This window comes from Rufibacter roseus (assembly GCF_001647285.1).
Lineage (GTDB): Bacteria > Bacteroidota > Bacteroidia > Cytophagales > Hymenobacteraceae > Nibribacter > Nibribacter roseus.
Genome location: NZ_LRML01000001.1, coordinates 90,319 through 116,217 on the forward strand (window position 1 = coordinate 90,319; position 25,899 = coordinate 116,217).

Below are 25,899 nucleotides of genomic sequence, written 5' to 3' on the forward strand. Positions count from 1 at the left end.
ATAGAAATCATTTTTGAATACATGAAAAAGCAAATAATTGCAGCCTTTGTTATCATGGCTGTACTGTCCGCCTGCGGCGAAAAAGATAAACAAGCCCAACTGGCCGAACTGAAAAAAGAGCAAGCCGAGCTGTCCGGCAAAATTGCCAAACTGGAAGCTGAGCTGGAAAAAGAAGGCAAGGGTCCTAAAGTAAACACCGTGCCTGTATCAGTAGTAACGGTTCAGCCTGAAACATTCCGCCATTACCTGGAAGTGCAAGGCCGCGCAGATTTCAATCAGAACGTAAATGTGAGTGCCAAGGTGCCGGGTGTACTGACCAGTGTGCGCGTAGACCGTGGTGACCAGGTACGCAAAGGCCAGGTGCTGGCCACTATTGACGCCAGCGTGCTGGACCAGCAGATAGCAGCCCTTCGGCCTAATCTGGATTTGGCCCGCACCGTTTACCAAAAGCAGAAGAACCTCTGGGATCAGAAAATAGGCACCGAAATACAGTACCTGCAAGCCAAGAATAACGTGGAAAGCCTGGAACGCCAGATAGCTACCATGCAGGAAAACCGCGCCCAATATACCGTTACCGCTCCAATTACCGGTCAGGTAGACGAGGTGGTGCCTAAAGCAGGAGAGGCAGTTTCTCCGGGCATAGGCATTATCAGAATTGTGAATGCCAACAGCGGCAAAGTAGTAGCCGAAGTGTCAGAGGCATATGCCAATCAGATCAAGAAGGGCGACCAGGCTAAAATCTTCTTCCCAGATCTGAATCAAGAGGTAAACTCAACGGTGCAAGTGGTGAGCAGCCAGATTAACCCATCTAACCGCTCATTTATGGTGGAGTTTGGCTTAAGCGCAGCTGAGCAACAGAAAATAAATTTACGCCCTAACATGGTAGCCGTGGTGCGCATACAAGACTACGTGAAAGAAAACGCCATTACCCTGCCGCTAGATCTGGTGCAGAAAGATGAGCAAGGCAGCTTTGTGTACGTGGTAGAGCAGAAAGACGGACAACGGGTGGCCGCCAAACGCAACATTACCACTGGCACTTCTTACGGAGGCAAAGTGGAAGTACTTAGCGGCTTGAATGCAAATGACCAGGTGATCAGTGCTGGTGCCCAAAACCTGAACCCTGGACAGGCGGTGAGTTTCTAGATGATACTATTTCTATTGAGTGGTCTGCCTTCCTTTTTCAAGAGGGCAGACCACTCTAAAAATGCCATGTAATGGAACAGAACTTTAAAATCAAAGGATTCAAGCCGACCAGTTGGTCGATTGATAACAAAACCAGTATCTACATCATCACCCTCATTATTTCTATTGCGGGTATACTGGCTTATAATAAACTACAGAAAGAGAACTTCCCGGACATTGTTATTCCTACCATGGTAGTAACCACCATTCATCCGGGTACCTCTCCTTCAGACATGGAGAATCTGGTCACCAGGCCAATTGAGAAAGAGATAAAATCTTTGAATGGGGTGAAGCGGGTAAAGTCTACCTCTATGCAGGACTTCTCTCTTATAACCGTGGAGTTCAACACCGATGTGGAGGTGGAAGTGGCCAAGCAACGGGTGAAAGACGCCGTTGACAAGGCCGAGCCTGAACTACCCACTGACCTGGACCAGGCGCCTAACGTGCAGGAGATTGCCTTTTCTGAAATGCCTATCATGTACGTGAACCTGTCGGGGAATTTCAGTGCCGAGAAACTGAAACAATTTGCCGAAGACTTACAGGACCGCATGGAGGCCCTGCCTGAGATTACCCGCGTTGATATTGTAGGTGCGCTGGAGCAGGAAGTGCAGGTAAACCTGGACATGTACAAAATGCAGGTGGCCAGAGTCACCTTTGCCGATGTAGAGCGGGCCATTGCCTCTGAGAACGTAAACATTTCGGGTGGTACTGTGCCGGTAGGTAACATGAAACGCGCCCTGCGCATTGTAGGTGAATTCAACAACCCCGCTGAAATTGGAGACATAGTAGTAAAGTCACTGAACGGCGGCAACATTTACCTGCGCGACGTAGCTCAGGTAATAGACACTTTTGAGGAGCGAGAGAGCTTTGCCCGCCTGGACAACCAGCCGGTAATAACTCTGAACGTGGTAAAACGAAGTGGCGAAAACCTGATTGATGCCTCAGACAAAATTAACGCACTCATTGAGGAGGCTCACGGCACCAGTCTGCCTGAAAGCCTTAAAATTACCGTTACCGGTGACCAGTCTACCAGCACCCGCCACACGCTTAATGACCTGATCAACACCATTATCATTGGTTTTATTCTGGTAACCCTGATCCTCATGTTTTTTATGGGAACCACCAATGCCTTGTTTGTGGGGCTGTCGGTGCCTATATCTATGTTCATCGCGTTTTTGATTATGCCTATCATGGGCTTCTCGCTGAACATGATTGTGTTGTTCTCGTTCCTGCTGGCTTTGGGTATAGTGGTAGATGACGCCATTGTGGTGATTGAAAACACGCACCGTATCTTTCATGAGACCAACTGGAGCATTACTAAATCTGCGAAAGTGGCGGCTGGGGAGGTATTCTTACCTGTGTTGGCAGGTACGCTTACCACGGTGGCGCCGTTCTTACCTTTGGCTTTTTGGCCGGGCATTGTAGGTGAGTTCATGTTCTTCTTGCCTATCACGCTCATCTTAACCTTAATGGCCTCATTGCTGGTGGCCTTTATCATTAACCCGGTTTTTGCTGCCAGCTTCATGCGCCGCGAGGCTAATCCAGAGGGTGAGCGCAAGAACTTCAGGCTTTCCATGGTCATCATGGGCGGCCTGGCCTTGTTAAGCTTTGCCATCGGCTGGACTGGTATAGGCAGCCTGGTGTTGGTGCTCATGGTGTTTGTGGCCCTGAACAAGTTCGTTTTTACCGGCTGGATCAATGCATTTCAGAATAGAGTGTTACCGGCTTTCATGAACCGCTATGAGCGCCTGCTCCGCTGGATGCTAGCTGGTTACCGTCCGTTTGGAGTAATTGGCTTTATCGTGTTCCTGTTGATTGTATCGGTGGCGGTTACGGGTATACGGCAGCCTAAAGTAGTGTTCTTCCCGAACGGTGATCCTAACTTCATCTACACTTACATCACCATGCCGGTGGGTACCGACCAAACCGTAACCGACTCCGTGACTAAGATTGTGGAGCGACGGGTGTTTAATGTTCTCGGTCAGGATAACCCTAACGTAGAGTCAGTCATTGCCAACGTGGCTGTAGGCGCAGGTGACCCAAGGTCAGGTAGCCGGCAGGCTGAGTCGAACAAAGGCCGGGTAACGGTTGCTTTTGTGGAGTACCAGTACCGGCAAGATGGCATTAGCACTGCTAAGTACTTAGACGAGGTCAGGGAAGCGGTGAAAAACATACCCGGGGCCGAGATCACCGTGGAGCAGGAGCAGAATGGTCCGCCGGTAGGTAAGCCCATTCTGGTAGAGATTGCCGGTGAAGACTGGAATGGCCTTATAACACTATCTAAGCAGGTTGAGAATTATCTTGACTCATTGCAGATTGCCGGGGTAGAAGACCTGCGCACTGATTTAGAAGATAAAAACCCTGAAATCACTATTGAAATTGACCGGGTACGGGCCAACCGTGAGGGATTAAGTACGGCTCAAATAGGAATGGAGCTACGCACGGCCATCTTCGGGAAAGAAGCTTCAAAGTACAAAGTAGACGAAGAAGAGTACCCTATCCAAATCAGGCTGGCCGAGCAGTACCGTAAGAACATTGACCAGCTCATGGGCATGATGCTCACCTTCAGAGATGCATCTGGCCAAGTGCGGCAGGTACCGGTGTCGGCGGTGGCTAACGTAAGGTATTCCACTACCTACGGCGGTATCCGGCGCAAGAACCTGAAGCGGGTAATCACGCTTTCGTCTAACGTGTTGGGAGGTTTCAATGCCAACGAAGTGGTGGGCAACATCCAGACGGCCCTTGATCGGTTCCCTACGGCAGAAGGCTACGAGATCAGAATGGGTGGTGAGCAGGAAGACCAGAAAGAAAGTATGGAATTTTTATCGCTGGCAGGGTTGGCTTCTATGTGTTTGATTTTCTTGATTTTAGTAATACAATTCAACTCTGTTTCTAAGACTTTGATAATTTTATCAGAAGTTATTTTCTCAGTCATAGGGGTATTGCTCGGTTTCTCTGTCTTTAATATGGATATCTCCATAGTGATGACCGGAATCGGGATCATTGCACTGGCAGGTATAGTGGTGAAGAACGGTATTTTGTTAGTTGAATTCACCGATGTGCTGTACGAGAAGCAGGGAATGGAGCTGAAAGAGGCAATTGTGCTGGCCGGAAAGACACGTTTAAGTCCGGTAATGCTCACGGCCACCGCCACCATTCTGGGCTTGATTCCGTTGGCCATTGGCTTGAACTTTAACTTCTTTACCTTGTTTACCGAGTTTGACCCGCACTTCTTTTTGGGCGGTGAGAACGTGACCTTCTGGGGGCCGCTGGCTTGGACCATTATCTTCGGATTAGCCTTCGCCACGTTCCTGACACTGTTAGTAGTACCAATGATGTACCTGGTCAATGAGAATATCAAACGCCGGGTATTTGCTAAAAAGAGAAAGAAAGAGCCTGTTTTAGTAGGCTGAGAGAGAAGTAGAATTATTTAGTATTACGTATATGATGACCGCACATGTACCCTCTATCACCAAAGAGGTTGTAAAAATTATTAGTAAGACCAAGGAGATCAAGCCGTCTCGTCTCCGGGTTTCTTCTAACCTAAGCAAAGAGTTTGGGTTTGATACAGTGGATGTAGTGGATATCATTCTTGAAGTAGAGAAAAGCTTCAAGATTGTAATTCCAGATGAAGTGCCTTTGAATACCGTGGGTGATTTTGTGACCTATGTGTCTACCCACACCATGCGTCAGGCAAGCTAAACCATTTTTAATTGCTCATTTTTTTGACCTCGAAAGGCAAGGGAATTTTTCCCTTGCCTTTCTTTCGTTTTTGGCCAGTGGGTTGTTGGCCTTTTTATTTGGCGCGGGCTGTTTAGCTGTTTTAGCCTCTTTTTTTGAAAAAGAAGCCTAAAAGAGCGAAACCATTGAAATGTTTAGCAGAAAGTACCCAATTCACAAACCTTACCCGCAGGTTTACAGTAAATGCTCTTTGTAAATGCCTGTACCCTGTCTTTACCAGTTCTTGGTGCAAAGAGGGGCTAACTCCTTTTAACAGGTGAAATAATAGTGTGATGACGGATACAGAAGATAAAATGCATGGCTCTATTTTCGTTTTACTTAAACGATTTGTAGAGCATAACTATGACCATAGCACTTGGGTAAAGTTACTGGAAGCAGCTGGCATTGAGCATGACGCTTACCAGATGCGAGATTTCTACCCCACCAGAGAAATTTATGCTATTGTTAATGTGGCCTCCGAAGCAACAGGTGTGTCTGCCTATGAGTTAATGGAAAAGTACGGGGAGTTTCTGGTGCCGGACTTGTTAATGATTTACAGCAAATACATAGACCCCACCTGGCGTACCTATGAAATGCTGGAAAATACAGAGGCGGCCATGCATGGCGCTGTGCGCCGTGAAGACAACCGCTCTGACCCGCCTGTGTTATTGGTGACCAGAAAAGGATCTAAGCAGCTCATAGTAGATTATTACTCTAAACGCAAAATGGCTTCGGTGGCTGTGGGCATTATCAGGGGTATTGCCAAGTATTATAATGAAAGTGACAAGGTAACTGTAACTCCTCTAACAGCCCCTGATGAGGAGAGGGTGCAGATAAGTGTAGATTTTAAATAACTACCCAACCAGAACATTTTATTCCTTATCCTGTTTCTCTTTCACCTGAGTGGGTAAAGTTATACAGTGAGCTGAGGTTGCTAGATTGGCAATAAAATAATAGTTTAGCCCAGTTTAGATTTCCTTCAGAAGCACCCTAACCAAAAGCTATGGAATTCTTCGATTATTTTGACAATGTTCCGGAGAACATTGTTATCGTTTCGCCGGAGTTTAAAATTTTGGCAGCAACCAAGAGGTATCTTGCCACCACCATGCGAACTCGGGAGGAAATAATTGGAAAAATCTTCTTAAAAGAAGTCTACCAAGATCCGCAATTCTCTTTTGAGGAAAATCCGGTAATTCTGTCCATAAAAAAAGCCATTGAATCAAAGCAGGTAGATTATTTGGATGTACTGCGGTATGATCTGGAAAAACCAGCGGCAGAAGGAGGAGGCTATGATACCCGTTACTGGGAAGCATCGCACACGCCGGTGTTGGATGATGCCGGTAACGTAAAGTATGTCATACAGAATACTCAAGACGTGACCGAGCGGGAGCTAGCCAGAAAAGCGAGAAGAGCCAGTGAAGAGAAATTTAAATTTCTGACCGATGCCGTTCCTCAGCTTATTCACACCGCTGAGGCAAACGGCGCCTGCACCTATGTAAACCGGCGTTGGTTAGATTACACCGGACTTACTTTAAATGAATTCCTGGATAATGGCTGGCATAAGGTAGTGCACCCAGATGACATACACTCTGTGGTGGAGCGGCAGAAAGAGGCTATTTATGAACATGAGGAGTTTCAGGCGGAACTTAGGTTCAAAAACAAAGACGGAAACTACCGCTGGCACTTAGTTAGGAGCATGCCCATGAAAGATGAAAATGGGCAAGTGGTTATGCGGGTAGGTAGCGCTTATGACATACACGGTACCAAGCAAATGGTGCAGGAACTGCTGGAGTCTAACGAGCAAATGTCAGCTTTGTCTGATCAGGTGCAACAGGCTTATCAGAGAGCAGAAGAACAGCGCTTGACACTGGAGCGGCTTATCATGCAGGCACCGGCAATCTTTGCCATTCTGAAAGGCCCAGAGCATACATTTGACCTGGTGAACCCACACTACCAGCGGCTCTTCCCAAATAGAAAATTACTAGGCAAAACAGTGGCGGAGGCGGTGCCGGAAGTAGTTGAGCAAGGTTTTATCCAGATTCTGGACAATGTTTTTAATACACGCGTTCCTTTTGTGGCAAATGAAATAGGTATTAAGCTAGATTGGCAAAATAACGGACAAGTGACAGAAGCTTTCTTTACTACTACTTACCAGCCTCTTGTTGAAAATAAACAGGTAACTGGAATAATTGCCTTTGGGTACGAAGTAACCGACAAGGTGAAGCTAAGACAGGAATTAGAACAGCTAAAAGGAACTAAAGTGTAGGGGCTTTTAATAAAGATAAGAACAACAGTAGCTCATTACGAATGAACCAGGCGCAGATAGATTTTCAGCAGTTAAGGATTAAACACATTCTGTTTAAGTCTAAAGTGCGTTCTGTGCTTTACGGGGGAACCTATGACGCTAATTTCTTCTCAAACCATGGCCCAGTCAATGTTTGGTTTAATTCTGTTGGCTTATCAAAGTACCGTGACCTGCCTGAAATGCAGAGCCTTCTGCAGGTACATCAAGAGTTGAATTCCACCACCAACCTATTAATTAGCCGATACCAAAGCGGCAAAATTGAACAGGCGCATGAAGGCTTAAGTAAAATTGATGAGCTTTCTGAAAAATTTCTAGATCTGTTGGCTAAGCTTGAGGGTAAATAACCGTATATGTGTCACGCCCTCTAGCAAAAAAAAACACATTACCGTAAAGCGCTTGCTCCTGATTAAAAGCTTTAAATTAACATAGCTGTTTTTGGTCTGTTTTAAAGAAAACGAGCTTAAAACGCCTCTGGTCAATATACCTGTAAGCGGTACGCCTTTAACTGCCGATCCAAGCCACGGGCATCGCCACTTATTTTGTCTAGTAAGGCCCAGAAACGAGGTCCATGGTTTTTCTCTACGGTATGCGCCAGCTCATGTAAAATAACATAATCGCACAGATGCTCAGGAAGTCGCATGAGGTGCAGATTCAGATTGATGTTATTAATAGCAGAACAGCTTCCCCAGCGGGTTTTGGCGTTTTTGATGACTACTTTATTGAACCTGAAACCAAACTTCTGAGCATAGAAGGACACCTGCTGCGGCAAATATCGCTTTGCCTCTAATCTGAGCGTATGTTCAACGGCATCTCTGACGTAAGCCTGTACCTCTGGGTGCGCATGGCCCAAATCTTCAGGATACCATACCGTCAACTTCCCTTCTTTTAAGTTGCTTTTAAGGGAGCGGAGGGAGTGAGGCTGTAACAGTAACTGGTGATAGCGGGTGCTGAACTCCTGCTCTGGAGAAAATAATGTTTTTTTATGCTGTTCCTGTTGTTGTGATGTCAAGTGTTTCTGAATCCAGGAAGCTTTTTCTTGCACAAAAGCAACTGCCTGCTCTAGCGTAGCTCGTTTGGGTAATGTAACTCTAACGCCTTGTTCCGGCCTTATGCTTATCCTTACATATTTGGCTGTGGCGCTAGGCACAAAACGAACTTTTCCAACGCCTTGTATCTCCTTCTCTAAAATCCCGTTTGGCCGGGCACTTTTCTTCCGCTCCATATTTTATCAGACGCAAGATGCATGGCACAAGAGGTTAATTGGTGAATAATCCTGTACCAGCTACTTTTTACTTGGTTCTGTAAAGATACCGCGTTCGGCGCACTTTTCAAGTATGGTATAAGGTGGCACGAGATACAAAAAAAGGCACCTCCTAAGACGTGCCTTTTTTGAAGAAGATTAATAGCAAGTGATTCTGTGTTTTACAACATGTGTCTACAGTCTGACGCTACCGTACGTTGCCGCCGTGGTTGGTATCAAAGCTATTGGAGCTGGGTACGCGGGTACTGTCAGTGGTAGAGGCACGAACGCTAGGCTCACCATAACCGCTGCCAATGCCGTCTTGATTAGGAAGCGCGTCTGGGGTGGCAGTAGGATCTTGCTCCTGCAGGGGTACTTCACCATTAAAATGCGCCACATCCTGACTGCTATTCTGCGGAGGAATGACACCACCGGTTGATCCTTGGGCACCGGAAGAGTTATTACCTATCTGCATATTACCGGCCTCGGGTGAGGCATAACCGGCTGGACCAGATGAGCCCACTGCTCCGGTTGAAGGAGCAGTTTCATGGCCGGTGCCGTATTGTCCGGTTGCTTCGTTTCCATACTTCGGTGTTTGGCCAGAAATATCAACCGCTGCCGCAGTATTGGCTGGCTCAGCGCTCTCGGCAGTTTGCCGAGCAGCAGGAGCCGTTGCTTCCCATTCCTGAAACTTGTCCATCTCTTCCTTAATGCTGGTCATAAACCAAGCCAGCAACGCCGCGTCATCTAAAAGGCCAATGACCGGTAACCAATCAGGTACTAAGTCAATAGGCGATAGGAAATAGATAATCACGGCTATGCCCATCACCAGGGTGCTGGTAGGTATGCCGGTGTATTCTTTAGAGATGGCTGCTTTTATAAGCCTAGATAAAATAGACAGGCTATGAAGGGCCTCGCCGGCAATGGTGCCGAAATCTTTCCGTTCACTGGCTTTCTTGTAGGCATCGTTTAGTAGTTGTTTTACGCGGAGGGGTTGCTTTATATACTCTTCGGCGCTCTTTACAAAACGTTTAAAGAAAGAAGATTCAGATACATGCTTCTTATTTTGTTCCTGGTTTTCCATGACGAATTTTAAATGTTGGGCAGGTTGTAGTACTAATTATGTGCCGCGACAGCCAAACAAATGACTATCTATTGTGCTGAGAAGTCTGTTCTTTGAAAGGAGTGGCAGTAGCCAGGCTGGCATACTTTCTATACTTATTTTGCCTGAAATAGTTTGACAGAGGCGCTGTAAAGATAGCGTTTTTGATATGTTTTATCAAAAACGGCTCTAAAAGGTGCGATGCCTAAAAAAGCAAAAGCCTGCTCTTAAAAAAGAGCAGGCTTTTGCTTTTTGATAGGTCAGTGCAGAACTAGTTAACCCTACCAGCTGCGTAAAAATTTCTTTTATAATAAGGAGAGTGCAGAGAGTTGATCATGACTCCACCATTTGTAGCTGAGTGAATGAATTTGCCATCTTTCAAATAGATACCCACGTGATAGATTGGTTTACCAGGGCCACGGCGGAAGAAGACCAAATCTCCGGTTTCCATTTTGTTTCTAGCCACGCGGCTTACATCATGAAACATTGAGCGGGAACTGCGGCTTAGAGTAATACCATACACCTCTTTATACACCCGAGTCACAAAGCCGGAACAGTCTGTACCTTTTTGAGTACTGCCGCCAGCACGGTAAGGAGTACCAATCCAATCGGCCACGGTTTCCAGAAGGTCTTTGTCTTCGTGGTATTCTAATTTAAGGCCAAGGGTCTGGGAGTAGTATTTGTAGAAAAGAGAGTCTTTGTAGGAGACAGAGTTTTCTCTAAGTTCTTTTTTGGCTGCAACAGAGGTAGAGTTGTTGGGGCCGTTGCTGAGCCCATTGTTTTCAAGAGCCCACTCTTGAATTAATTCTTCCTGGGTCAGAGTAGCCTCTTCAGGCGCGTTGGATGCTGCCGGGGCTTCGTAGAAGAAAGATAAAAATGCTGCCCCAAGGGCTAATGCAGACAAGATGTAAGCTTTCATCATCTGTTTTAATGGTGAAACATCGGGCTGTACCGGCTGCAGCAGACGGCCCGCGGCTCTTCCAACTGTAGTGCCCAAGGGCAACAATAAAACAGGAAGAAAGCCTTTTTACAGCATCCCACAGTTTTTGTAAACTATGAATGCTATTTCAAAGGTAAATAGTAAACCTTTGAAAAACAAACTCGTATAAGGCGCATTTTCTTGCGCTAGGCTTTGAACGGATAAAAAATCAGATGAGGAAGTAGCAATACAGGCTCATGCGCCGTATAAAAGCTAAAGAGAAAATGATGGAGCCCTTAGAGAAAAACTTGAAAATAGTTGAGCGTTCTCCCTTTGCTCGCATAGCCCGTTGGGTACTTAAGAGCACAAACGTAGCCATGGTGCTGGGCAAAAGTATACACCTAAGCGGAGTATCCAAAGAAAATTTCCTTAAAAATAAACCTTGGGTTGCGCATGAACTCTGTCACGTGCGTCAGTTTCAAGAACATGGCTATCTTAAGTTTCTTTGGCTGTATTTAATTGAATCTATAAAAGTAGGCTATTACAACAACAAGTTTGAAGTGGAAGCCCGGCAGGCGGGAACCAAAGAGAGTTTTCATGAGTAAGCTAAGCCTCATCAGCAGAAAGAGGTTTAGCAATTGCTTCCTCTTTTCTCTATTGTCCTTGTTTTTGACCTGCTTTTCTGAAATGACGCCATAAGGAGTTTGTGCAATGCGTTGGAGATGCAAAGTGTTGCGTCTCTACGTTCCTAAAGATTGGATGACGGGGAATGTAACCTATATAAACCCACTTTCTCACTTTCTCCTCACAATTCCTCCTTAGCGCTTCTTGCGGGAGCGGGCAACGCAGTGCCAAGGGCACGCAGGCGCTTAGCGGGAGCACGAGGCACAGGTTCTAGTTAGCAGTAGCCACCGTTACTATGGAACTTCGCACCTCTGCCAGGTGGTAAATTTACTGAAGCCCCTCCTGTCTGAGCGGCAGCGAGTCAGGGGCTTCTTGTTTCTTTTGGTTACTTTTCTCATCAAGGAGAAAAGTGACAAACCTAAGCAGGGAGAGAAGAAAGCTAGAGGTTTAGCAAGAGAGGCAATGGGAGCAAATGCTCATTAAGTTGTTGGTGAGAACACGCAACAACGGCAGAGGGTAAAGCGATGGAGGAGGCAATATCTCTGGCAGGAGTAATAGTTTTCTTTAGATCCTTCGGCTAGCGCTCAGGATGACCGCAAAAGAAAAAGAACAGGAATGCGTGGACCGGCAGGTGTAAACATCCCCCTTCGCCCCCTTCAAAGGGGGATTATCTGCAATGCGAAGTGAATGCTATAATCTTTTGAATCAAGTGAGTGCCAACAAGTTTTGAGGAACTATGTCTTCCCTGAAATAGCTAACCCCACTCTTGCATAAAATTAAAGTCCGTTTTGGAGCTGTTTTTCAGAAATCAGCTCAAAACGGACTTTTAAAGTAAGAACATAGAATATCAGCTATTCCCCCGCCACTTGATAGTACAGCCAATGGCTTTAGTAGAGTTTTGTGACACTGGCTGACCAGCTATAAGATTATCAAGCGCAGCCTCTACATACTTCTTCTGTACTTTTTCCGGATCGCCTGAATTATCATCTATGGCGCCAATATAAGCCACTTTCAGTTCGTTGCCCGGGGTGCGGGTCAATAGGTAGACGTGCGGAGTGCGAGTGGCGCCGTAAAGTTTAGCTATCTCTTGCGTTTCATCATGCAGGTAGGCAAACGGAAACTTCTTCTGCTTGGCACGTTTCTGCATTTCCTGAAAAGAATCACCTGGTGAAAGGTCTACATCATTAGGGTTAATGGCTACCACCGGATATCCTTTGGCGGCATATTTCTGATGCAGTTGTACTAGGCGGTCTTCGTACAGTTTGGCATACGGACACGTGTTGCAGGTGAAAGTGACAATAAAACCCTTAGCGGCTTTAAGACTGCCTAAACTCACCATTTGGCCATTGACGTTCTTTAGCTTAAAATCAGCGGCGGTGTCACCAACTTCATACCCTTTGTCGTTAGCGACAAAAGCAGAGCTGAGCAGGGCAATAACACCCAAGAAAAACAAAAGGTAAAACGGTCTTCTCATAGAATTATTGATTTAATTTGAATTTCTGGTCTAAATATTCTTGCAGCATTTCTGGGGTCATGGGTTTTTCTACAAGAAAGCGCTGCTTCTGGGCGCCGTTCACAAAAATGGTGGCAGGTATTGCGCCGCTCCACTCTGGGTCCACCGCGTTGACAAGGTAGTTTTGGTCAGGTTCATCTAAAAGAAAAACAGTGCTCTTCAGCTTTCTGCGTGCCACAAAAGGCTCTACTTTCTTTTGTAGATCTTTCACAAAATCTATGCTTACCAAAACCACTTTAACGGGCTGTTGGGCGTATTGCTGATTAAGCGCCTCAAAATGGGGTAGCTCCTCTACGCAGGGTTTGCACCAGGTGGCCCAAAAGTTTATGATGTAAGTGGTATCTGAGGTGGAGTTTAAGTATTTCTGCAGGTGGGCCAGCTTGACGGCAGGAACTTGTTGGTTTTGAGCCAAGGCGGTGCCAGCTGCTAAAGAGCAGAAGAACAATAAAATAGAAGCTACTTTTCTGCGGATTTCCATACGGGCGGAAGGAAGAAGTAAGTTCTGAAGTCAACCGCAGCACCTGTTTTTACTCTTTCAGCCACACAGAAATCAGATGTTCGTTAACCATCACTAATGTAACGTTTTTTTAGATGGCGAAGTACAACTAAGTACATATTTAACATTAATTAACAAGAAGATGTCACAGAAATTGAGCGGCAAAAAGATTGCCATTTTAGTTGAGAAAGGATTTGAGCAAGTAGAACTAGAGAAGCCAAAGCAGGCGCTGGAAGAAGCCGGAGCCGAAACACATATCATCTCGCCCCAGTCAGGCTCTGTGAAAGCTTGGGACATGAAAGATTGGGGCAAAGAGTTCACTGTTGACAAAGAGCTAGACCAGGCCAATGCCTCAGATTACCACGGGCTTCTCTTGCCAGGCGGTGTTATGAACCCTGACTATTTGCGTGCAAACGAGAAAGCTGTTGCCTTTGTGCGCTCCTTTGTGGAAAGCGGAAAGCCAATTGCCGCCATTTGCCACGGCCCTTGGACCCTGATTGAAGCAGGTGCCGTGAAAGGCAGAAAGATGACCAGCTGGCCGTCGCTGAAAACCGATTTGGCTAACGCCGGTGCCGATTGGGTAGACCAGGAGGTAGTAACAGACCAAGGCATTGTCACGAGCCGAAACCCTGATGATATTCCGGCCTTCAATAAGAAAATGATTGAAGAGTTTGCCGAAGGAAAGCATGACCGGGATTAAAATTGGACTTTAGAAGACAAATTAGATAAGGCGGAGAATAATTCTCCGCCTTTTTTTGTGGCATCCATAGTGGCGGTTTGTTTTCAGGCTGTTTTTTGAAAAACAGCCTGAAAACAAACGAAGTCGGAAGGTAGGTTAGTGTGGTAAAAGAAAATGGGTGCCCCTGAACGGAAGCACCCAAAAACCTAAACCCTTTATTAAACTCTTCTTTAGAACCCTACGCCAATGTAAAGCTGAAAGTTTCCTGTTTTGATATCATTAAAGGCGCGGTTAGTGGCATCGGCGGAAGATTCAAACTTGCCAAGATCTGCTAAGCTCAAATAATAGCGAGCACCTAAGCGGAAGATGCTTAGCCGGGCTTCCAGACCCGCAGCCCCACCGTAGTCAAAGCTGTTGAAGTCTGAAGTGGCAATCTCCCTGCCTTCCTGCTTCGCAGACATCATCACGCCTACCTGCGGCCCTACATGAAAGCTTACGTTGTCGGTGAAGTTCATGACCGCCAATACCGGTACCTCCAAATAATCGAATCTCATATCTCCTTGGTCAGCTTTTGACTGTCTTCTGGAGTACAGAATTTCTGGCTGTACTGAAAAGAAGTTACCGAGGCTGAACTGAGAATAGGCTCCCACGTGCCAACTGGTGGCTGATTTCAAACCAGAGAAAGCATTGGTGCCATCGCCACGTAAGTTGTTGTACAAAACCCCTGCTTTAATACCAAACCCATTATTGTCACGGGTGGCAACGGGGCCATCTTCGCCGCTCTCACTATGGTTAATGACTCCTCGGTTAAAAACGCGTTCCTGAGCCGTTGCGGCCCCGAACATGAGCGTAGATATAATTAGTAAACACAATTTTTTCATAGCTGGAATAAATTAGGTAATCAAAAAGTAAGCCTGCGGTTCATTGCCAGAGGCTAAGTGATTATACTTTCTGTAGTACAGAATGTTGCAGCGGTTTGGGCATGGCAATGGCAGATGGGCGTATCTTTGCCAAAGTATAGTGTAGGGCAGTGCCTGTTTTAAATGGCGCTGGTATACTTCTCTTTTTTTTCTGCTGATTTGAACGACATGCTGAAAATAGCCTGGTCTAAAGAATATGCTCATTCCTTACCTGAAGGGCACCGTTTTCCTATGCTTAAATACGAGTTGCTGCCCGAGCAGCTGCTGTATGAAGGCACGGTAACTTCTGAGAATTTCTTTCAACCCGAGCCACTCACTTCAGCCCAGATTGTGCGGGTGCATGACCAGGTATATTGGCGACGGCTGCGGGCATTGGAGCTGACGCCGTCTGAAATAAGAAAAACTGGTTTCCCTCTCTCGGCGGAGCTGGTAGACCGGGAGGTGATGATTATGGGTGGTACCGTGCAGGCAGCCGAGTTTGCACTGGAGTTTGGGGCAGCCATGAATATTGCCGGCGGCACCCATCATGCATTTACCAACAGGGGAGAGGGTTTCTGCCTGCTCAATGATATTGCACTGGGGGCCCAGCATCTTTTAGACCTGCAAAAGGTGAAGCAGGTACTGGTGGTAGATTTAGACGTACACCAGGGCAACGGTACCGCCCAAATTTTTGAGCATGAGCCGCGGGTGTTTACCTTCAGCATGCACGGCGGCAACAACTATCCCTTACACAAAGAAACCTCAGACCTGGATGTGCCCTTGCCAGATGGAATAGATGATGCCGGTTATCTGAAGTTGTTGCAGCAGCATTTGCCCCGCCTTATGGATCAAGTGCAGCCTGATTTTGTGTTTTTTCAGAGCGGGGTAGACGTGTTGGCCACTGATAAGTTAGGCAAACTGTCGCTCACGCATGCCGGTTGCCGCGAAAGGGATTACGTGGTGCTGGATATGTGCCGTAGAAACGGAGTACCTGTGTGCGCCAGCATGGGCGGCGGCTATTCAGTACGCATTGCAGATATTGTAGAGGCGCATGCTAACACCTTCAGGTTGGTGCAGCAGTTGTTCTTTTAGGCTTAATTAAGGTGTTGCACCGACTGTTAAGTAAAACTTCAGTCGCGGGATTTGAGTTTGGTGCCGGGAGTCCGGAAGTAATGGACAGCACGCTTAAGAGATAGGTAGATGATAGGAACCAGCAGCAGTACCAGCAAGAGGTAAATCATCACTTTTACCACCTTCAGAAAAAGACTGATGACTATGGCAGATAATAAAACGGAGGCTACAAAAAGAAGCCAAAATTGAACGGTACTTTTACTGGAACTTCGGCCCATGGGGGTAACATTGGTAATACAATAAGTCCGTTGCCGCTAAATAGATATTCTTGCGGACAAGCTGCTTTTCTTTCTCAGAACTAATAAGGTTCTGGTCTCATTGCAGAAAAGCATACTTTAAGTTACGAAAATTTTTAAGAGGAAAAAGTGTTTTTGAGCTACTTTTCTAAAAACGGGCCAAAAACGAGCAGCCACCTAAACGCCCATTTCCAGTGCAAACGGTACTGCTGAACTGATGCCTGTTTTAAAATTTCCTGCCAATCTTTTTTGCTGAATGCCCGCAACACCGACAGCGGTGCATCATTTTTAACCAGGTATGATTTTGAAAAAGCCCGAGTCAGGCTTTTGATAGAATAATACGCCAGTGGGTGCCGGTGCAAATCGTTTACAAGAACTGCTATTCGTGCCTGCTGCCGTAGTTGGCTTAGTAATCGCACCATTGCTTCAGAGGTAAAGTGGTGCAGAAAAAGGCTGCAGATAATAATGTCATACTTTTGGGCGGCAAACTCAGGCGAGAAAACATCTGCTTGCTGAAAAGAGATCTCCGGATATTCCTGACAGTACTTGGTGCCGTAGGTTACCATGAAGGCATTGGCATCTACACCTGTTAACTCTACTTTGATGTTTTTGCTTCGGGCCCATTGCGCCACCATTTTGAGAGTATCGCCGCCGCCGCTGCCCAAGTCAGCTATTTTTAGGCTGTTTTTCTGAAAAGAGGCCGAAAACGGGTGAGCCAAGATCTGGTTCAGCCCCTGCCTCACTACCTCATGCCCACCCAGCCACCGGTTAATGAATTCCAGCTCCTTCAGGTTTTGCCGAAGATCCTCACCCGTGAGCGAAAGATCATCCATTAACTCAAGATCTGTAGACCGCTGATTAAACATGGTGTACTGATAAAAGCATAGATTCTAAGGTGAGCCCGGGGCCAAAGGCAAAGCTCAGTACTGGCGCGCCGTGCTTTTCGGCCTTTGCCTCTTTCCAAAGCGACTTCAGCACAAACAGCACCGTAGCCGATGACATGTTCCCGTATTGCCGGAGCACTTCATACGCATGTCTGTTCTTGTCTTTAGAGATACCTAAGGCCTGTTCAATTACCTCCAGTATTTTGCGTCCGCCGGGGTGTATGGCAAAAAGATTCAGTTCAGATAACTGCAGGTTGAGTTTCTGCAAAAGCGTGGTAGTGAGCTGACCAATACCCTGCTTAATGAGCGAGGGCACGTAAGAAGACAGGGTCATCTCAAATCCGAAATCATTGATGTGCCAGGCCATTTCTTTTTCACCTGAGGGAGCTAAATCGCAATGAAATGCATCTAGCTGCAGGGAGAGAGCGGACAGCGGTTCAGAACTCACCACTACGGAGGCTGCACCATCGGCGAACAAAGCATTTGAGACCAGGTGGTCATGCTCAGGCCTATTTTGAAAGTGTAAAGTGCACAGTTCGGTACAGACAATTAGCACCCGCGCATTAGGCGTTGAGCGGCAAATATGATCAGCCACTTTCAAGGCATTGAAAGCAGCATAACAGCCCATGAAATTGATGCAGGTGCGCTGCACTTGCGGAGACAACTGTAGTGCATTCACCAGTTCAATGTCTAACCCAGGGGCATACATGCCGGTGCAGCTAACCGTAATGAGGTGCGTGATATGTGCTGGATTTAAGTCAGGCAATTGGCTGAGGCAGTCTTGAACAGCTGCTTCTGAGAGCGGAAGCGCCATTTTTTGATAGGCCTCCATTCGGTCTCCTACAGTAGGGAAGGGGCTCAGGTCTGGGGTATTCGGGTAAAACTCAAATTCTCCGTTTTCACGGCCATAATCTGGCAAAACGGTGTGCCGCTGCTCAATGCCCGACACGCGGTACAATGCCTTTAATTTCCGCGCCTCAGCTGCGTCAAGTTGAAGAGCACCCGCCATAAAGTCGGCAATTTCTTGCTGCGGAATTGCATGCGGTGGATTGGCCGTGCCTATGGCGCAGAGGTAACTCTTCATATTTTAATATAAGCAAAATAGTAGCAAGATGTTTTGATTGCTGCAAAAGATAGGTGCTGATGAGTACATACTCCATTGAGCGGCCTCGGGTTTAGTATAGCACCTGTTTACCGAAAGACTGTGGAAAAGCAGTTCAGGCATTAATACTGACGCTTTAGGGCTGTTTTCCAGAAAATAGCCCTAAAACGATTCACTTTCTGTTTGAGGCTAAGGCCAAAACAATAAAAGTAACTGCTATGATAGAAGTGCCTAAAATGGTTGCCCGTGGGTGCGCCGCATGATAGCACGTACTGCCGCTGGTAATTGACCTAAACCTGCCACTGCCAGTTCTGATAAAACGGGGTGTCCGAACAGTTTCTGCACCGCTCTGCCTGTACGTAACCTGGCTCCAAACTGGTATTTCCATGCGTGGGTGTAATTAGCCTCTAGCTCTTTTCGTGTTTGCTCTCCGTTCAAAAACAGCAGTACTTGTTCAGACAGCAGTTTGGCCGAGTGAATGGCCATGGCCATGCCGTTGCCGCAGAGGGGAGTGATAAGGCCTGCCGCATCACCGCACATAAGAATATGGTTTTCTACACAAGTTTTGGACGCAAAAGAAATTTCATTGATAACCTCAGGCTGTGTATACAAGTGTTCACTAGTAGTCAATATTTCCTTTAGAAAGGGGTTTTTGCTTAATATTTTTTCTTCCATTGCCGCAATGGTTCCGCTCTTTTTCAGGTTTTGGCGAGTGGTCAGATAGCAAAAGCAGTATTTATCTTCCTCAATGGCCGAGATGCCCGCATACCCGTCAGCAAAATTATGGAGGGCAATGACGTTTTTGGGGAATTTGGTGCGCAGGTGATATTTCACACCCAGATAAGGAGAGCGCTCTTCAAAGAAAGTACGGTTGAGCCGGCGGTCTAAAGTACTTCGTTTGCCATACGCACCAACCACTATAGGGGCTTCTATACACTGGCCATCTGACAGGTTGACTTGAAAGCTGCCGTTGTCAAATTCTACATTAGAGACAGAAACCTGTTGCCTGAATATAACTCTTCGTGTGAGGGCTAATTTGTATAAATAATAGTCAAGTTGGTACCTGCTCACGCCAAAGCCCCCCAGATCCAGCGGTGCCATCAGAGTTCGCCCGCTGGGGGATGACAACATGAAATGATCAATTTGGGCAGGAGCAAGTGCGGCTATGTCAACGCCTAAACTTTTTAAGAAAGGCAATACCTCATTAGAAATATATTCACCACACACTTTGTGGAAGGGATAACTTTTCCTTTCCACTAGTGTTACCTCAACGTCTTGGCTTGATAATTGCAAAGCTGTAACCAGGCCTGCTAAACCACCACCAATGATCACAGCCTTGCGGTTTTTTATATGTTGCAATAGGTTTATTTGTTTTGTGCAATAAATTTATTTACTTTTAAGGTAAAACCTTTGTTTTATATTAAAAAATACAAAACCAATTTTTATTGTACTGCGTTATTCTAAGGTATGAAGTGCAGTAGCACCTAATTTATTGTTCCTCTTTCTATAACCATTAATATATGAAGAAAACTATACTATTATTTTTTCTTAGCCTCACCTTACTTGATTTGTCTGCACAGATCAGGTCTACTCCGCCAATGCCGGCAGAGCCAAGAAATGAGGCTAAACAAGATACGGAAGACCGGTCGGTAACGGTATATCCCAACCCCTCCAGCGGAGTGATTACCATTTCGTTAGAAGGCTTTGAAGGCAAACGTACAGACCTGCGTATCATGAACGTGATTGGCAATGTGGTGTACCGCGAAGTTCTGCAGGATCCTGCCGGGCGCGTCTCTAAAACCTTAGACCTGAACAAGCTTACCAAAGGTTTGTACTACGTGAAGCTTGAAACGCAAACATACAGTGAGGTAAGAAAGGTGATTTTACGCTGAAAACTCACCTGTTGAAGTTATAGAAAGGCAAAACCTATTTAGGTTTTGCCTTTTTTTGTTAAACGGCATCTTGTTCCTGTTTTTCATCTGTTTTCAGAAAAACAGATGAAAAACAGGCTAGTGCTTTTGCCTAGAGAATTTGAATACTGATTGCTCAGTCAGCAGGCCTCCGGTAAGAGTAAAAGAATGATGATGGAAGGTGATAATGCTTAGTGGCCTCGGCGGGAATCGAACCCACATCTAAAGTTTAGGAAACTTCTATTCTATCCGTTGAACTACAAGGCCCTGGGTGTTTCTACAAAATGCCCAATGTGGTGCTGCACTATTTGAGTGGGCAAATATATGTTAAAAGGGAGCAACACACAAAGTAGAGTTATTACTCAGGTATGCGCAGCGCGAATGGGAAGTGCTTTATGAATCACCTTGCAAGGCATTCAATATTTCGTCGGGATTAGCTGGCTTCTGTAAAAAGTCAACCACCAGTGGGTAAGCTTTGCTTCTGTCTTTATCTGCCTTGCGAATGGAAGAAGAAAGAATGTATACCCTGCATTTATTTCTAAAGTCAGGCTGGTGCTGAGCCAGTTCATCTAACAGCTCCCAACCGTCCATGATAGGCATAGAAAGGTCTACAAACAAAACATCAGGGTATTCGGCTTCGCTGAGAGAGTTTATTTTTTCTAACACTTCATGGGCAGAGAGAAAAGTACTGATGTCGAGATTGTTGTCGAGCTTGTTTAGTAAACTCCCCAGTAAAAAATTGCTTACATGGTCATCATCAACCAAAAATACCTTCATTGTTGTGGTAAATAAATTTGAACTGTTGTGCCTTTGTCGGCCTCGCTGGTAATCTGAAGCCTGCCGCCCATTGCCTCTACCTGTTGCTTGGCAAGATAAAGGCCAATGCCGCGGCCCTCTTGCTGGGTATGAAAACGTTTATAAAGCTTAAAAAGGTTATTGCTTTCTTTGGCTGAGTCGAAACCAATTCCGTTATCGCTGAAGGTGAGAATAGATTCTGCCTCTGTATTGCCCGTAAACGCCACATTTATTTCCAAGCTGCGGGAAGATGAGCGGAACTTGAAAGAATTAGAGAGTAACTGGTGAAAAATGCTGTAGAGATAAGCTCTGTTTGCTTTCACGGCTAGCCCCTTAGGAAGATCAATGCTGACAATAGTGTCATGATTTTGAAGCCATTCAGTAAAGGGAGACAACGCCTGATCTAAAACTTGTTCCACCTCTACTCTTTCTACCTCTACATTCCCTCTATTTTCTCTAATATTCAGAATGTTGTTCATGTCTCGGAGCACCTCATCTAGTTTGTAAGCGCTTTGCTTTAGGTAAGTGAGTGAACGGTTATAGACGTCTGAATTTTTATCTGCACCTATAATCATGTCTACCAGCCCCATGATATTGGCTCCGTGCTGGCGCAGAACATGAGAAACAATATAAGTAAATTGCTGCAGGTCGTTGTTTTTGCGGTAAAGGTCATCGGCCAGCCTGGACAGTTCCAGTTCTGAGGTTTTCAGGGAGGTTATCTCAGTCTGAATCTCTATATACCGTACTAGAGTACCTTCTTGGTCAAATGCAGGGGAAATTTCTACGTTTAGCCAAATCTCTTCTCCGTTTTTCTTTAAATTTTGAATGTCAAATGAAATAGGCTCACCACTTAGAAGCTTAGCCTCCAGAGCCAGGAACTTACTCTTGTCGGTTTTAGGGCCGTGAAGTAGCTCTGATGGTTCCTTGCCTACTGCTTCTGCCATTTCATAACCAAAGAGGCGAGTAAAGCCTTCGTTTACCCATTCCATTTTCCAGTTACTGTCGGCAATGATTACTCCGTTGTTGGTTTTACTGGCAACTAGAGACAGTTTCTCCAGCTCCTGCCGTACCCTAATCATCTCGGTTATGTCAGACTGTATGGCAATGTATCTTTCTACTTTGCCGCCCTCACCAAAAATTGGGTTCAATTGTACGGAGAACCATACGTCACTTCCATCTTTTCTGGTGTTGAGAATTTCAAAAGTGGAAGGTTTCCCGAGGAATAGCTGTTCATGAATATGTCTATTAATCTCAGGGTCTGTGTGCTTACTGCTAAGTAACTCGTAAGGAGTTTTGCCTAAAGCCTCGTCAAAGCTGTAGCCTGTTAGCGCGGTAAAACCTTCATTAACATACTCAATCTTTCCCTCTTGGCCAGCAATGATTACACCATTAGTGGTGTTTTTGGCTACCAGTGACAGTCTCTCTATTTCCCTCTGTGTTCTTACACTCTCAGTTATGTCTTTTTGAATGGCAATAAACTTGTTAAGTTCACCATTTTCATCAAATACAGGGGTGATGTCCATGGCAAACCACAGCTTCTCCCCAGATTTCCGGTAGTTAATAATTTCAGTGCTAAAAGGCACTCGCTTATTCAGCATTTCCCTTATATACTCTAACGTGCCTGAGTCAGTCTCCTCTCCCTGTAGCAGCGATCCAGGCTTCCTTCCTTTCAAGTCGGCAAGGGTGTAACCAGTTAGTTGGGTAAAGCTTTCGTTTATCCATTCAGTTCTTCCGTCGGCATCGGTAATGACCACGCCATGCGCAGTTTTGCTTGCTACTAATGACAGCTTTTCTATTTCCCGCTGCGCCTCTACCTGCGCCGTAACGTCATCAAAATAAATTGAGAGTCCTTCTTTAGATGAGTATGCTTTGACCTTTAGCCATTTGCTATGTTTTTTTAGGTAAGCTGTAAAGTTGACGGTACTATTTGTTTCAAAGGCTTGATGGTAGTAGGCATAAAATTCACCGCCTACCTCCTCAGGAAAAATGTCCCAAATGTTCAGCCCGATATGTCTTTTTATGTCTAGAGGCAGCAGCCTTTCCGCTTCTTTGTTAAGGTAAGTAATTCGCCAATCTCTGTCTACGGTTACAAACCCGTCGGTAATACTATTAAGTATGTTGTTGAGTTTTTCAGCCTGTTTCTGGGCAGCCTCGTAGGCACACACCATAGGAGTGATGTCCCTTGCCACAGTTTGTACGCCTATAATTTTGCCGTTAGAGTGGATTGGGTATTTTATAGTGTCATATATCTTTATTTTCCCTGTTTCGGTTTCTATCTCCACATCACCTCTCATGATGCTGCCTTCCAAAACACTTCGCAGAGTGATATCTGCGGTTTTTGCCAAATAAGATGGAAAGAAAGAGGAGGCGCGGGAGTTTACCGCCTCTTCTCTTGTAACTAAGAAGGCATCACAGAAGCTCTGGTTAACATCAGTAATCAATCCTTCGGAGCTCTCCATAAAGAACACGTCTTTGCTGTGTTCAAACAGCGCCTTATATTTTTGCTCGCTTTCCTCCAATTTGCTCCAACCAAGTCTAAGTCCAGTAACATCTCGGCCAATGGCGTAAATTAAACTGTCTTCTGCTGATAGTGAGGCAGACCATTGTACATGGACAATCTGGTTGTCTTTTCGGAAAAAGCGGTTCTCAAAATTACTTAGTCTCTTGCCGGCCTCCATGTCACTGATGGCTTTTTGGGTGAGGCTAAGGTCGTCTGTATAAAGGAATTTGGTGTAGTGGTGCCCAATTAACTCTCCGCTGGAATACCCCAGAACGGATTCGCTGGCATCATTAACGTGCTGGAAATTTCCTTCCTTGTCAAAAGTACAGAGCAGATCACAGGAATGATACGCAAGCTTACCCCAAACTGCTGCATTTATATCTTTCCTCAAAACTTTGATTCTTTAGTAAAAGTCAATCTTCAAAAGTACAAAAATCAAAATGGTAAAAGGTTGTATTATTTTAAGTAAGTAGTTGTATTACTGTATTATCTGCTACGATTTATATAAGTGTTTAGTTAATAATTTTAAACTTAAAAGAAATTTATGATGATAAAAGGTTAATGGAATAATTTGCGGGATAGCGTTTTTAATCTTTGTTGCCACTTTAATGAGATAAACGAGAGCTGAACTTTACTATAGAGAGAGTTGCCTAAAGCGAAATAGAATTTAAAATTTGCTTAACTAAATTTTAGTGGTTGCAAGTTGTAGCGTAAAGATTTTATTAATACCCAGTTTAATAAATGATCTAATCTGCTTAAGCATAATTTAAAAGAGACTCATGTTATTTTATAAATAAAGCAGATAATAAATTGTTTCTGTTTTATGGCTTTTATTCGATTTATAACCAAATAAAAAAATGATAAATTTTGTCTCATGTTAGGTAAACAACGTATTGTCTATATATTTGCATAAGCATTTTAATAAATGAATTAATTAAACTAACCCAATACTATGAGAGAGCAACTTAAAAGTAAGCTTGACAAAATGCAGATGGAAGTAATCCGTGACTGCCAAAACGTTGAAGATGTACAATTAATGCTAGGCATTTTTAGCCAAATGAATGAGGCCTTAAATCAAATACCAGATTCAATGGGTAAGCCTAAAGGTGCTAAAAGAGGTCGTAAGCCTAAAAATGCCGAAGCTAATTCATAATTATAGCATTTGATAAATGGTTTGAGGGAGTGGCTTTATAAAAAAGCCACTCCCTCTTTTTTTGTGGTGCGTCTTAATCATTAATTGAAATTCAACTGAAGCGTTGATAATTACATGGAGGAAGCAGGCTTCAGCCGCTATTGTAGCACAAATAGATGGAAACAGCTTCTCTTTCTGGAGCAATGTGAGGTGCAAAAGCAGGAAGTTCAAATTTATTTTATACATCTGCCCAAAGTGAGCAAAGGAATGGCCATTGTTCACGTATAAAACCCCATGTGAACTCTGCGTTGCTTATCACTGACGTAGTGACTAGCCCGTAAGCTTTAAATAGCATAATCTTGTTTCATGGAGTCAACAGTGACTAATCCTTCTTTACTGCCCCATAATGCTGATGATTCGCAGCCTGCCTTGCTGTTTATTCCGGATATTAGCGGCTTTACCCGTTTCATGCATGAAAACGGGGTGCAGTACAGTCGTAACCTGATCGCTGATTTGTTGGAGATCATCATTGAAGCCAACATCCTCAACATGGAGCTCTGCGAAATACAAGGAGATGCCATTTTGTTTTATAAGTTGGGGTCACCGCCTGCTATAGAAGAAATTGTAAGCCAGTGCAAGCAAATTTTTCTTGATTTTCAGAATTACCTGCGCATTATGGACCGCGATAAATTTTTACCTGGTCCGCAGCTTTCAGAAAATAGGCTTACTCTTAAAATAATAGTGCACTACGGTCGCATCAGCATTACTCAGATCAGAGATTACATTAAGCTCATGGGCACCGATGTAATTAAAGCGCACCGCTTACTGAAGAACAGTATTGAAGGGTCAGAATATGTGCTCTTGACAGAGGGGTACCTGAAAACCCAAAAGCCTGAGGCTATTGCCCAAAGTTTTGCATGGTCTCAGCTAAAAGAAGGGGTAAACCAATATGAGCATGTGGGGGAGGTGCGCTACAAATACTGTTTTCTGACACCGCTAAGGTTATTGCTAACTGACCCCGAGGAGGAGCATACACGGCAACAGTACCCAAATACTTTCACTATTAAAACAAAGGTAGAAGCACCCATGGAGCTGGTGTTGCGGGTCATAAAAAATTACCGGCTCAAGCCAAAGTGGTTGCATCGGGTAAAAAGTGTGCGCTTTGACACTCGTAAAATAAACCGTATAGGTACCAATTACCTCTGTGAAATGGAAAAAGGGGGGATTATTGAAATACAAACGTTACAGATGCGTGAGACCGCTGATAAAGTGGAGTACATTGAGAAGATTGCTAATTTCAAGATGTTCCCTAATGCGCTGCTTTTCTTCTATTTACATGCAGCCGGTAAGCAGACGAACTTAGTGCTTGAATTTCACTACAGCCGCGTGTCAGTGGGTGATTATTTTTATGATTTCTTTGGCCGTAAGCAAATAAAAGGTTTTATGAAAACATCGCTATTGCGGTTAAAAGATTTATGCGAGCAGCTTAATAAAAAGAAAGAGTAGAAAATTACTGCTACTGTATAAAAC

The 25,899-nt window shown here is 45.0% G+C and carries 24 protein-coding genes and 1 tRNA gene; 12 read left to right on the forward strand and 13 right to left on the reverse strand.

Annotated elements, in window-relative coordinates:
* Positions 1–21: 21 nt before the first annotated feature.
* The 6 genes from A8O23_RS00260 (at position 22) to A8O23_RS00285 (ending at position 7,551) form a co-directional block, all read left to right on the forward strand.
* Positions 22–1,143, forward strand: coding sequence for an efflux RND transporter periplasmic adaptor subunit (locus A8O23_RS00260; protein WP_066615191.1), 1,122 nt, complete (start codon positions 22–24; stop codon positions 1,141–1,143).
* A gap of 71 nt (positions 1,144–1,214) precedes the next feature.
* Positions 1,215–4,595, forward strand: coding sequence for an efflux RND transporter permease subunit (locus A8O23_RS00265; protein WP_066615193.1), 3,381 nt, complete (start codon positions 1,215–1,217; stop codon positions 4,593–4,595).
* Between the two features lie 31 nt (positions 4,596–4,626).
* Positions 4,627–4,884, forward strand: coding sequence for an acyl carrier protein (locus A8O23_RS00270; protein ID WP_066615195.1), 258 nt, complete (start codon positions 4,627–4,629; stop codon positions 4,882–4,884).
* 311 nt (positions 4,885–5,195) lie between these two features.
* Positions 5,196–5,756 (forward strand): heme NO-binding domain-containing protein, encoded by a 561-nt coding sequence (locus A8O23_RS00275; protein WP_066615200.1) that lies wholly within the window; start codon positions 5,196–5,198, stop codon positions 5,754–5,756.
* Positions 5,757–5,905: 149 nt separating this feature from the next.
* A complete protein-coding gene (locus tag A8O23_RS00280) occupies positions 5,906–7,168 on the forward strand; it encodes a PAS domain-containing protein (RefSeq protein ID WP_066615202.1) in 1,263 nt (420 codons plus the stop codon).
* A gap of 41 nt (positions 7,169–7,209) precedes the next feature.
* The gene (locus A8O23_RS00285) at positions 7,210–7,551 is read left to right on the forward strand and encodes a CZB domain-containing protein (protein ID WP_066615209.1); all 342 of its coding nucleotides are present in this window, start codon (positions 7,210–7,212) and stop codon (positions 7,549–7,551) included.
* 131 nt (positions 7,552–7,682) lie between these two features.
* Here the strand turns inward: A8O23_RS00285 and A8O23_RS00290 are convergent, their stop codons facing one another.
* The 3 genes from A8O23_RS00290 to A8O23_RS00300 form a co-directional block, all read right to left on the reverse strand.
* Positions 7,683–8,429 (reverse strand): M48 family metallopeptidase, encoded by a 747-nt coding sequence (locus A8O23_RS00290; protein ID WP_066615210.1) that lies wholly within the window; start codon positions 8,427–8,429, stop codon positions 7,683–7,685.
* Between the two features lie 226 nt (positions 8,430–8,655).
* Positions 8,656–9,531 carry a YkvA family protein gene (locus A8O23_RS00295; RefSeq protein WP_066615212.1) on the reverse strand — a complete coding sequence of 292 codons (876 nt, stop codon included), beginning with the start codon at positions 9,529–9,531 and terminating at the stop codon, positions 8,656–8,658.
* Between the two features lie 289 nt (positions 9,532–9,820).
* Positions 9,821–10,546 (reverse strand): C40 family peptidase, encoded by a 726-nt coding sequence (locus A8O23_RS00300; RefSeq protein WP_239693288.1) that lies wholly within the window; start codon positions 10,544–10,546, stop codon positions 9,821–9,823.
* Positions 10,547–10,725: 179 nt separating this feature from the next.
* Here A8O23_RS00300 and A8O23_RS00305 point away from each other — a divergent pair, with 179 nt between their 5' ends.
* Complete coding sequence (locus A8O23_RS00305; RefSeq protein ID WP_239693289.1) at positions 10,726–11,073, forward strand: hypothetical protein; 348 nt, start codon at positions 10,726–10,728, stop codon at positions 11,071–11,073.
* A gap of 866 nt (positions 11,074–11,939) precedes the next feature.
* On the opposite strand, the gene A8O23_RS00310 is transcribed toward A8O23_RS00305, so the two are convergent.
* Together A8O23_RS00310 and A8O23_RS00315 are read right to left on the reverse strand one after the other, a co-directional pair.
* On the reverse strand, positions 11,940–12,566 hold the full coding sequence (locus A8O23_RS00310; RefSeq protein ID WP_066615214.1) for a thioredoxin family protein: 627 nt from the start codon (positions 12,564–12,566) through the stop codon (positions 11,940–11,942).
* 4 nt (positions 12,567–12,570) lie between these two features.
* Complete coding sequence (locus A8O23_RS00315; protein WP_082882815.1) at positions 12,571–13,083, reverse strand: TlpA family protein disulfide reductase; 513 nt, start codon at positions 13,081–13,083, stop codon at positions 12,571–12,573.
* A 160-nt stretch (positions 13,084–13,243) separates the two neighbouring features.
* Here A8O23_RS00315 and A8O23_RS00320 point away from each other — a divergent pair, with 160 nt between their 5' ends.
* Positions 13,244–13,801, forward strand: coding sequence for a type 1 glutamine amidotransferase domain-containing protein (locus tag A8O23_RS00320; RefSeq protein ID WP_066615220.1), 558 nt, complete (start codon positions 13,244–13,246; stop codon positions 13,799–13,801).
* Positions 13,802–14,010: 209 nt separating this feature from the next.
* Here the strand turns inward: A8O23_RS00320 and A8O23_RS00325 are convergent, their stop codons facing one another.
* Positions 14,011–14,661: a porin family protein gene (locus A8O23_RS00325; protein WP_066615222.1), complete on the reverse strand. Its 651-nt coding sequence runs from the start codon at positions 14,659–14,661 to the stop codon at positions 14,011–14,013.
* Between the two features lie 207 nt (positions 14,662–14,868).
* On the opposite strand from A8O23_RS00325, the gene A8O23_RS00330 reads away from it, so the two are divergent.
* Complete coding sequence (locus A8O23_RS00330) at positions 14,869–15,771, forward strand: histone deacetylase family protein (RefSeq protein ID WP_066615825.1); 903 nt, start codon at positions 14,869–14,871, stop codon at positions 15,769–15,771.
* 38 nt (positions 15,772–15,809) lie between these two features.
* Here A8O23_RS00330 and A8O23_RS00335 read toward each other — a convergent pair whose 3' ends face one another.
* The 4 genes from A8O23_RS00335 to A8O23_RS00350 all read right to left on the reverse strand — a co-directional run bounded on the left by A8O23_RS00335 (position 15,810) and on the right by A8O23_RS00350 (position 19,391).
* Entirely contained in the window at positions 15,810–16,028 is a 219-nt protein-coding gene (locus A8O23_RS00335; RefSeq protein ID WP_066615224.1) for a hypothetical protein, read from the reverse strand.
* A gap of 158 nt (positions 16,029–16,186) precedes the next feature.
* Positions 16,187–16,912: a methyltransferase domain-containing protein gene (locus A8O23_RS00340; RefSeq protein ID WP_066615226.1), complete on the reverse strand. Its 726-nt coding sequence runs from the start codon at positions 16,910–16,912 to the stop codon at positions 16,187–16,189.
* The gene (locus A8O23_RS00345; protein ID WP_066615229.1) at positions 16,905–18,014 is read right to left on the reverse strand and encodes a type III polyketide synthase; all 1,110 of its coding nucleotides are present in this window, start codon (positions 18,012–18,014) and stop codon (positions 16,905–16,907) included. Before A8O23_RS00345 ends, A8O23_RS00340 begins: the two co-directional genes overlap by 8 nt.
* 249 nt (positions 18,015–18,263) lie before the next feature.
* Positions 18,264–19,391, reverse strand: coding sequence for an NAD(P)/FAD-dependent oxidoreductase (locus A8O23_RS00350; RefSeq protein WP_239693290.1), 1,128 nt, complete (start codon positions 19,389–19,391; stop codon positions 18,264–18,266).
* Between the two features lie 161 nt (positions 19,392–19,552).
* On the opposite strand from A8O23_RS00350, the gene A8O23_RS00355 reads away from it, so the two are divergent.
* The gene (locus A8O23_RS00355) at positions 19,553–19,924 is read left to right on the forward strand and encodes a T9SS type A sorting domain-containing protein (protein ID WP_066615233.1); all 372 of its coding nucleotides are present in this window, start codon (positions 19,553–19,555) and stop codon (positions 19,922–19,924) included.
* A 213-nt stretch (positions 19,925–20,137) separates the two neighbouring features.
* On the opposite strand, the gene A8O23_RS00360 is transcribed toward A8O23_RS00355, so the two are convergent.
* The 3 genes from A8O23_RS00360 to A8O23_RS00370 all read right to left on the reverse strand — a co-directional run bounded on the left by A8O23_RS00360 (position 20,138) and on the right by A8O23_RS00370 (position 23,628).
* A tRNA-Arg gene (locus A8O23_RS00360) sits at positions 20,138–20,209 on the reverse strand.
* A gap of 126 nt (positions 20,210–20,335) precedes the next feature.
* Positions 20,336–20,719, reverse strand: coding sequence for a response regulator (locus A8O23_RS00365; protein ID WP_066615237.1), 384 nt, complete (start codon positions 20,717–20,719; stop codon positions 20,336–20,338).
* A complete protein-coding gene (locus tag A8O23_RS00370) occupies positions 20,716–23,628 on the reverse strand; it encodes a PAS domain-containing sensor histidine kinase (protein ID WP_066615238.1) in 2,913 nt (970 codons plus the stop codon). The genes A8O23_RS00365 and A8O23_RS00370 overlap by 4 nt, the downstream gene beginning before the upstream one ends.
* A 561-nt stretch (positions 23,629–24,189) precedes the next feature.
* On the opposite strand from A8O23_RS00370, the gene A8O23_RS00375 reads away from it, so the two are divergent.
* The gene (locus A8O23_RS00375; RefSeq protein ID WP_066615240.1) at positions 24,190–24,390 is read left to right on the forward strand and encodes a hypothetical protein; all 201 of its coding nucleotides are present in this window, start codon (positions 24,190–24,192) and stop codon (positions 24,388–24,390) included.
* Positions 24,391–24,735: 345 nt separating this feature from the next.
* The gene (locus A8O23_RS00385; protein ID WP_066615244.1) at positions 24,736–25,875 is read left to right on the forward strand and encodes a DUF2652 domain-containing protein; all 1,140 of its coding nucleotides are present in this window, start codon (positions 24,736–24,738) and stop codon (positions 25,873–25,875) included.
* Positions 25,876–25,899: the final 24 nt, after the last annotated feature.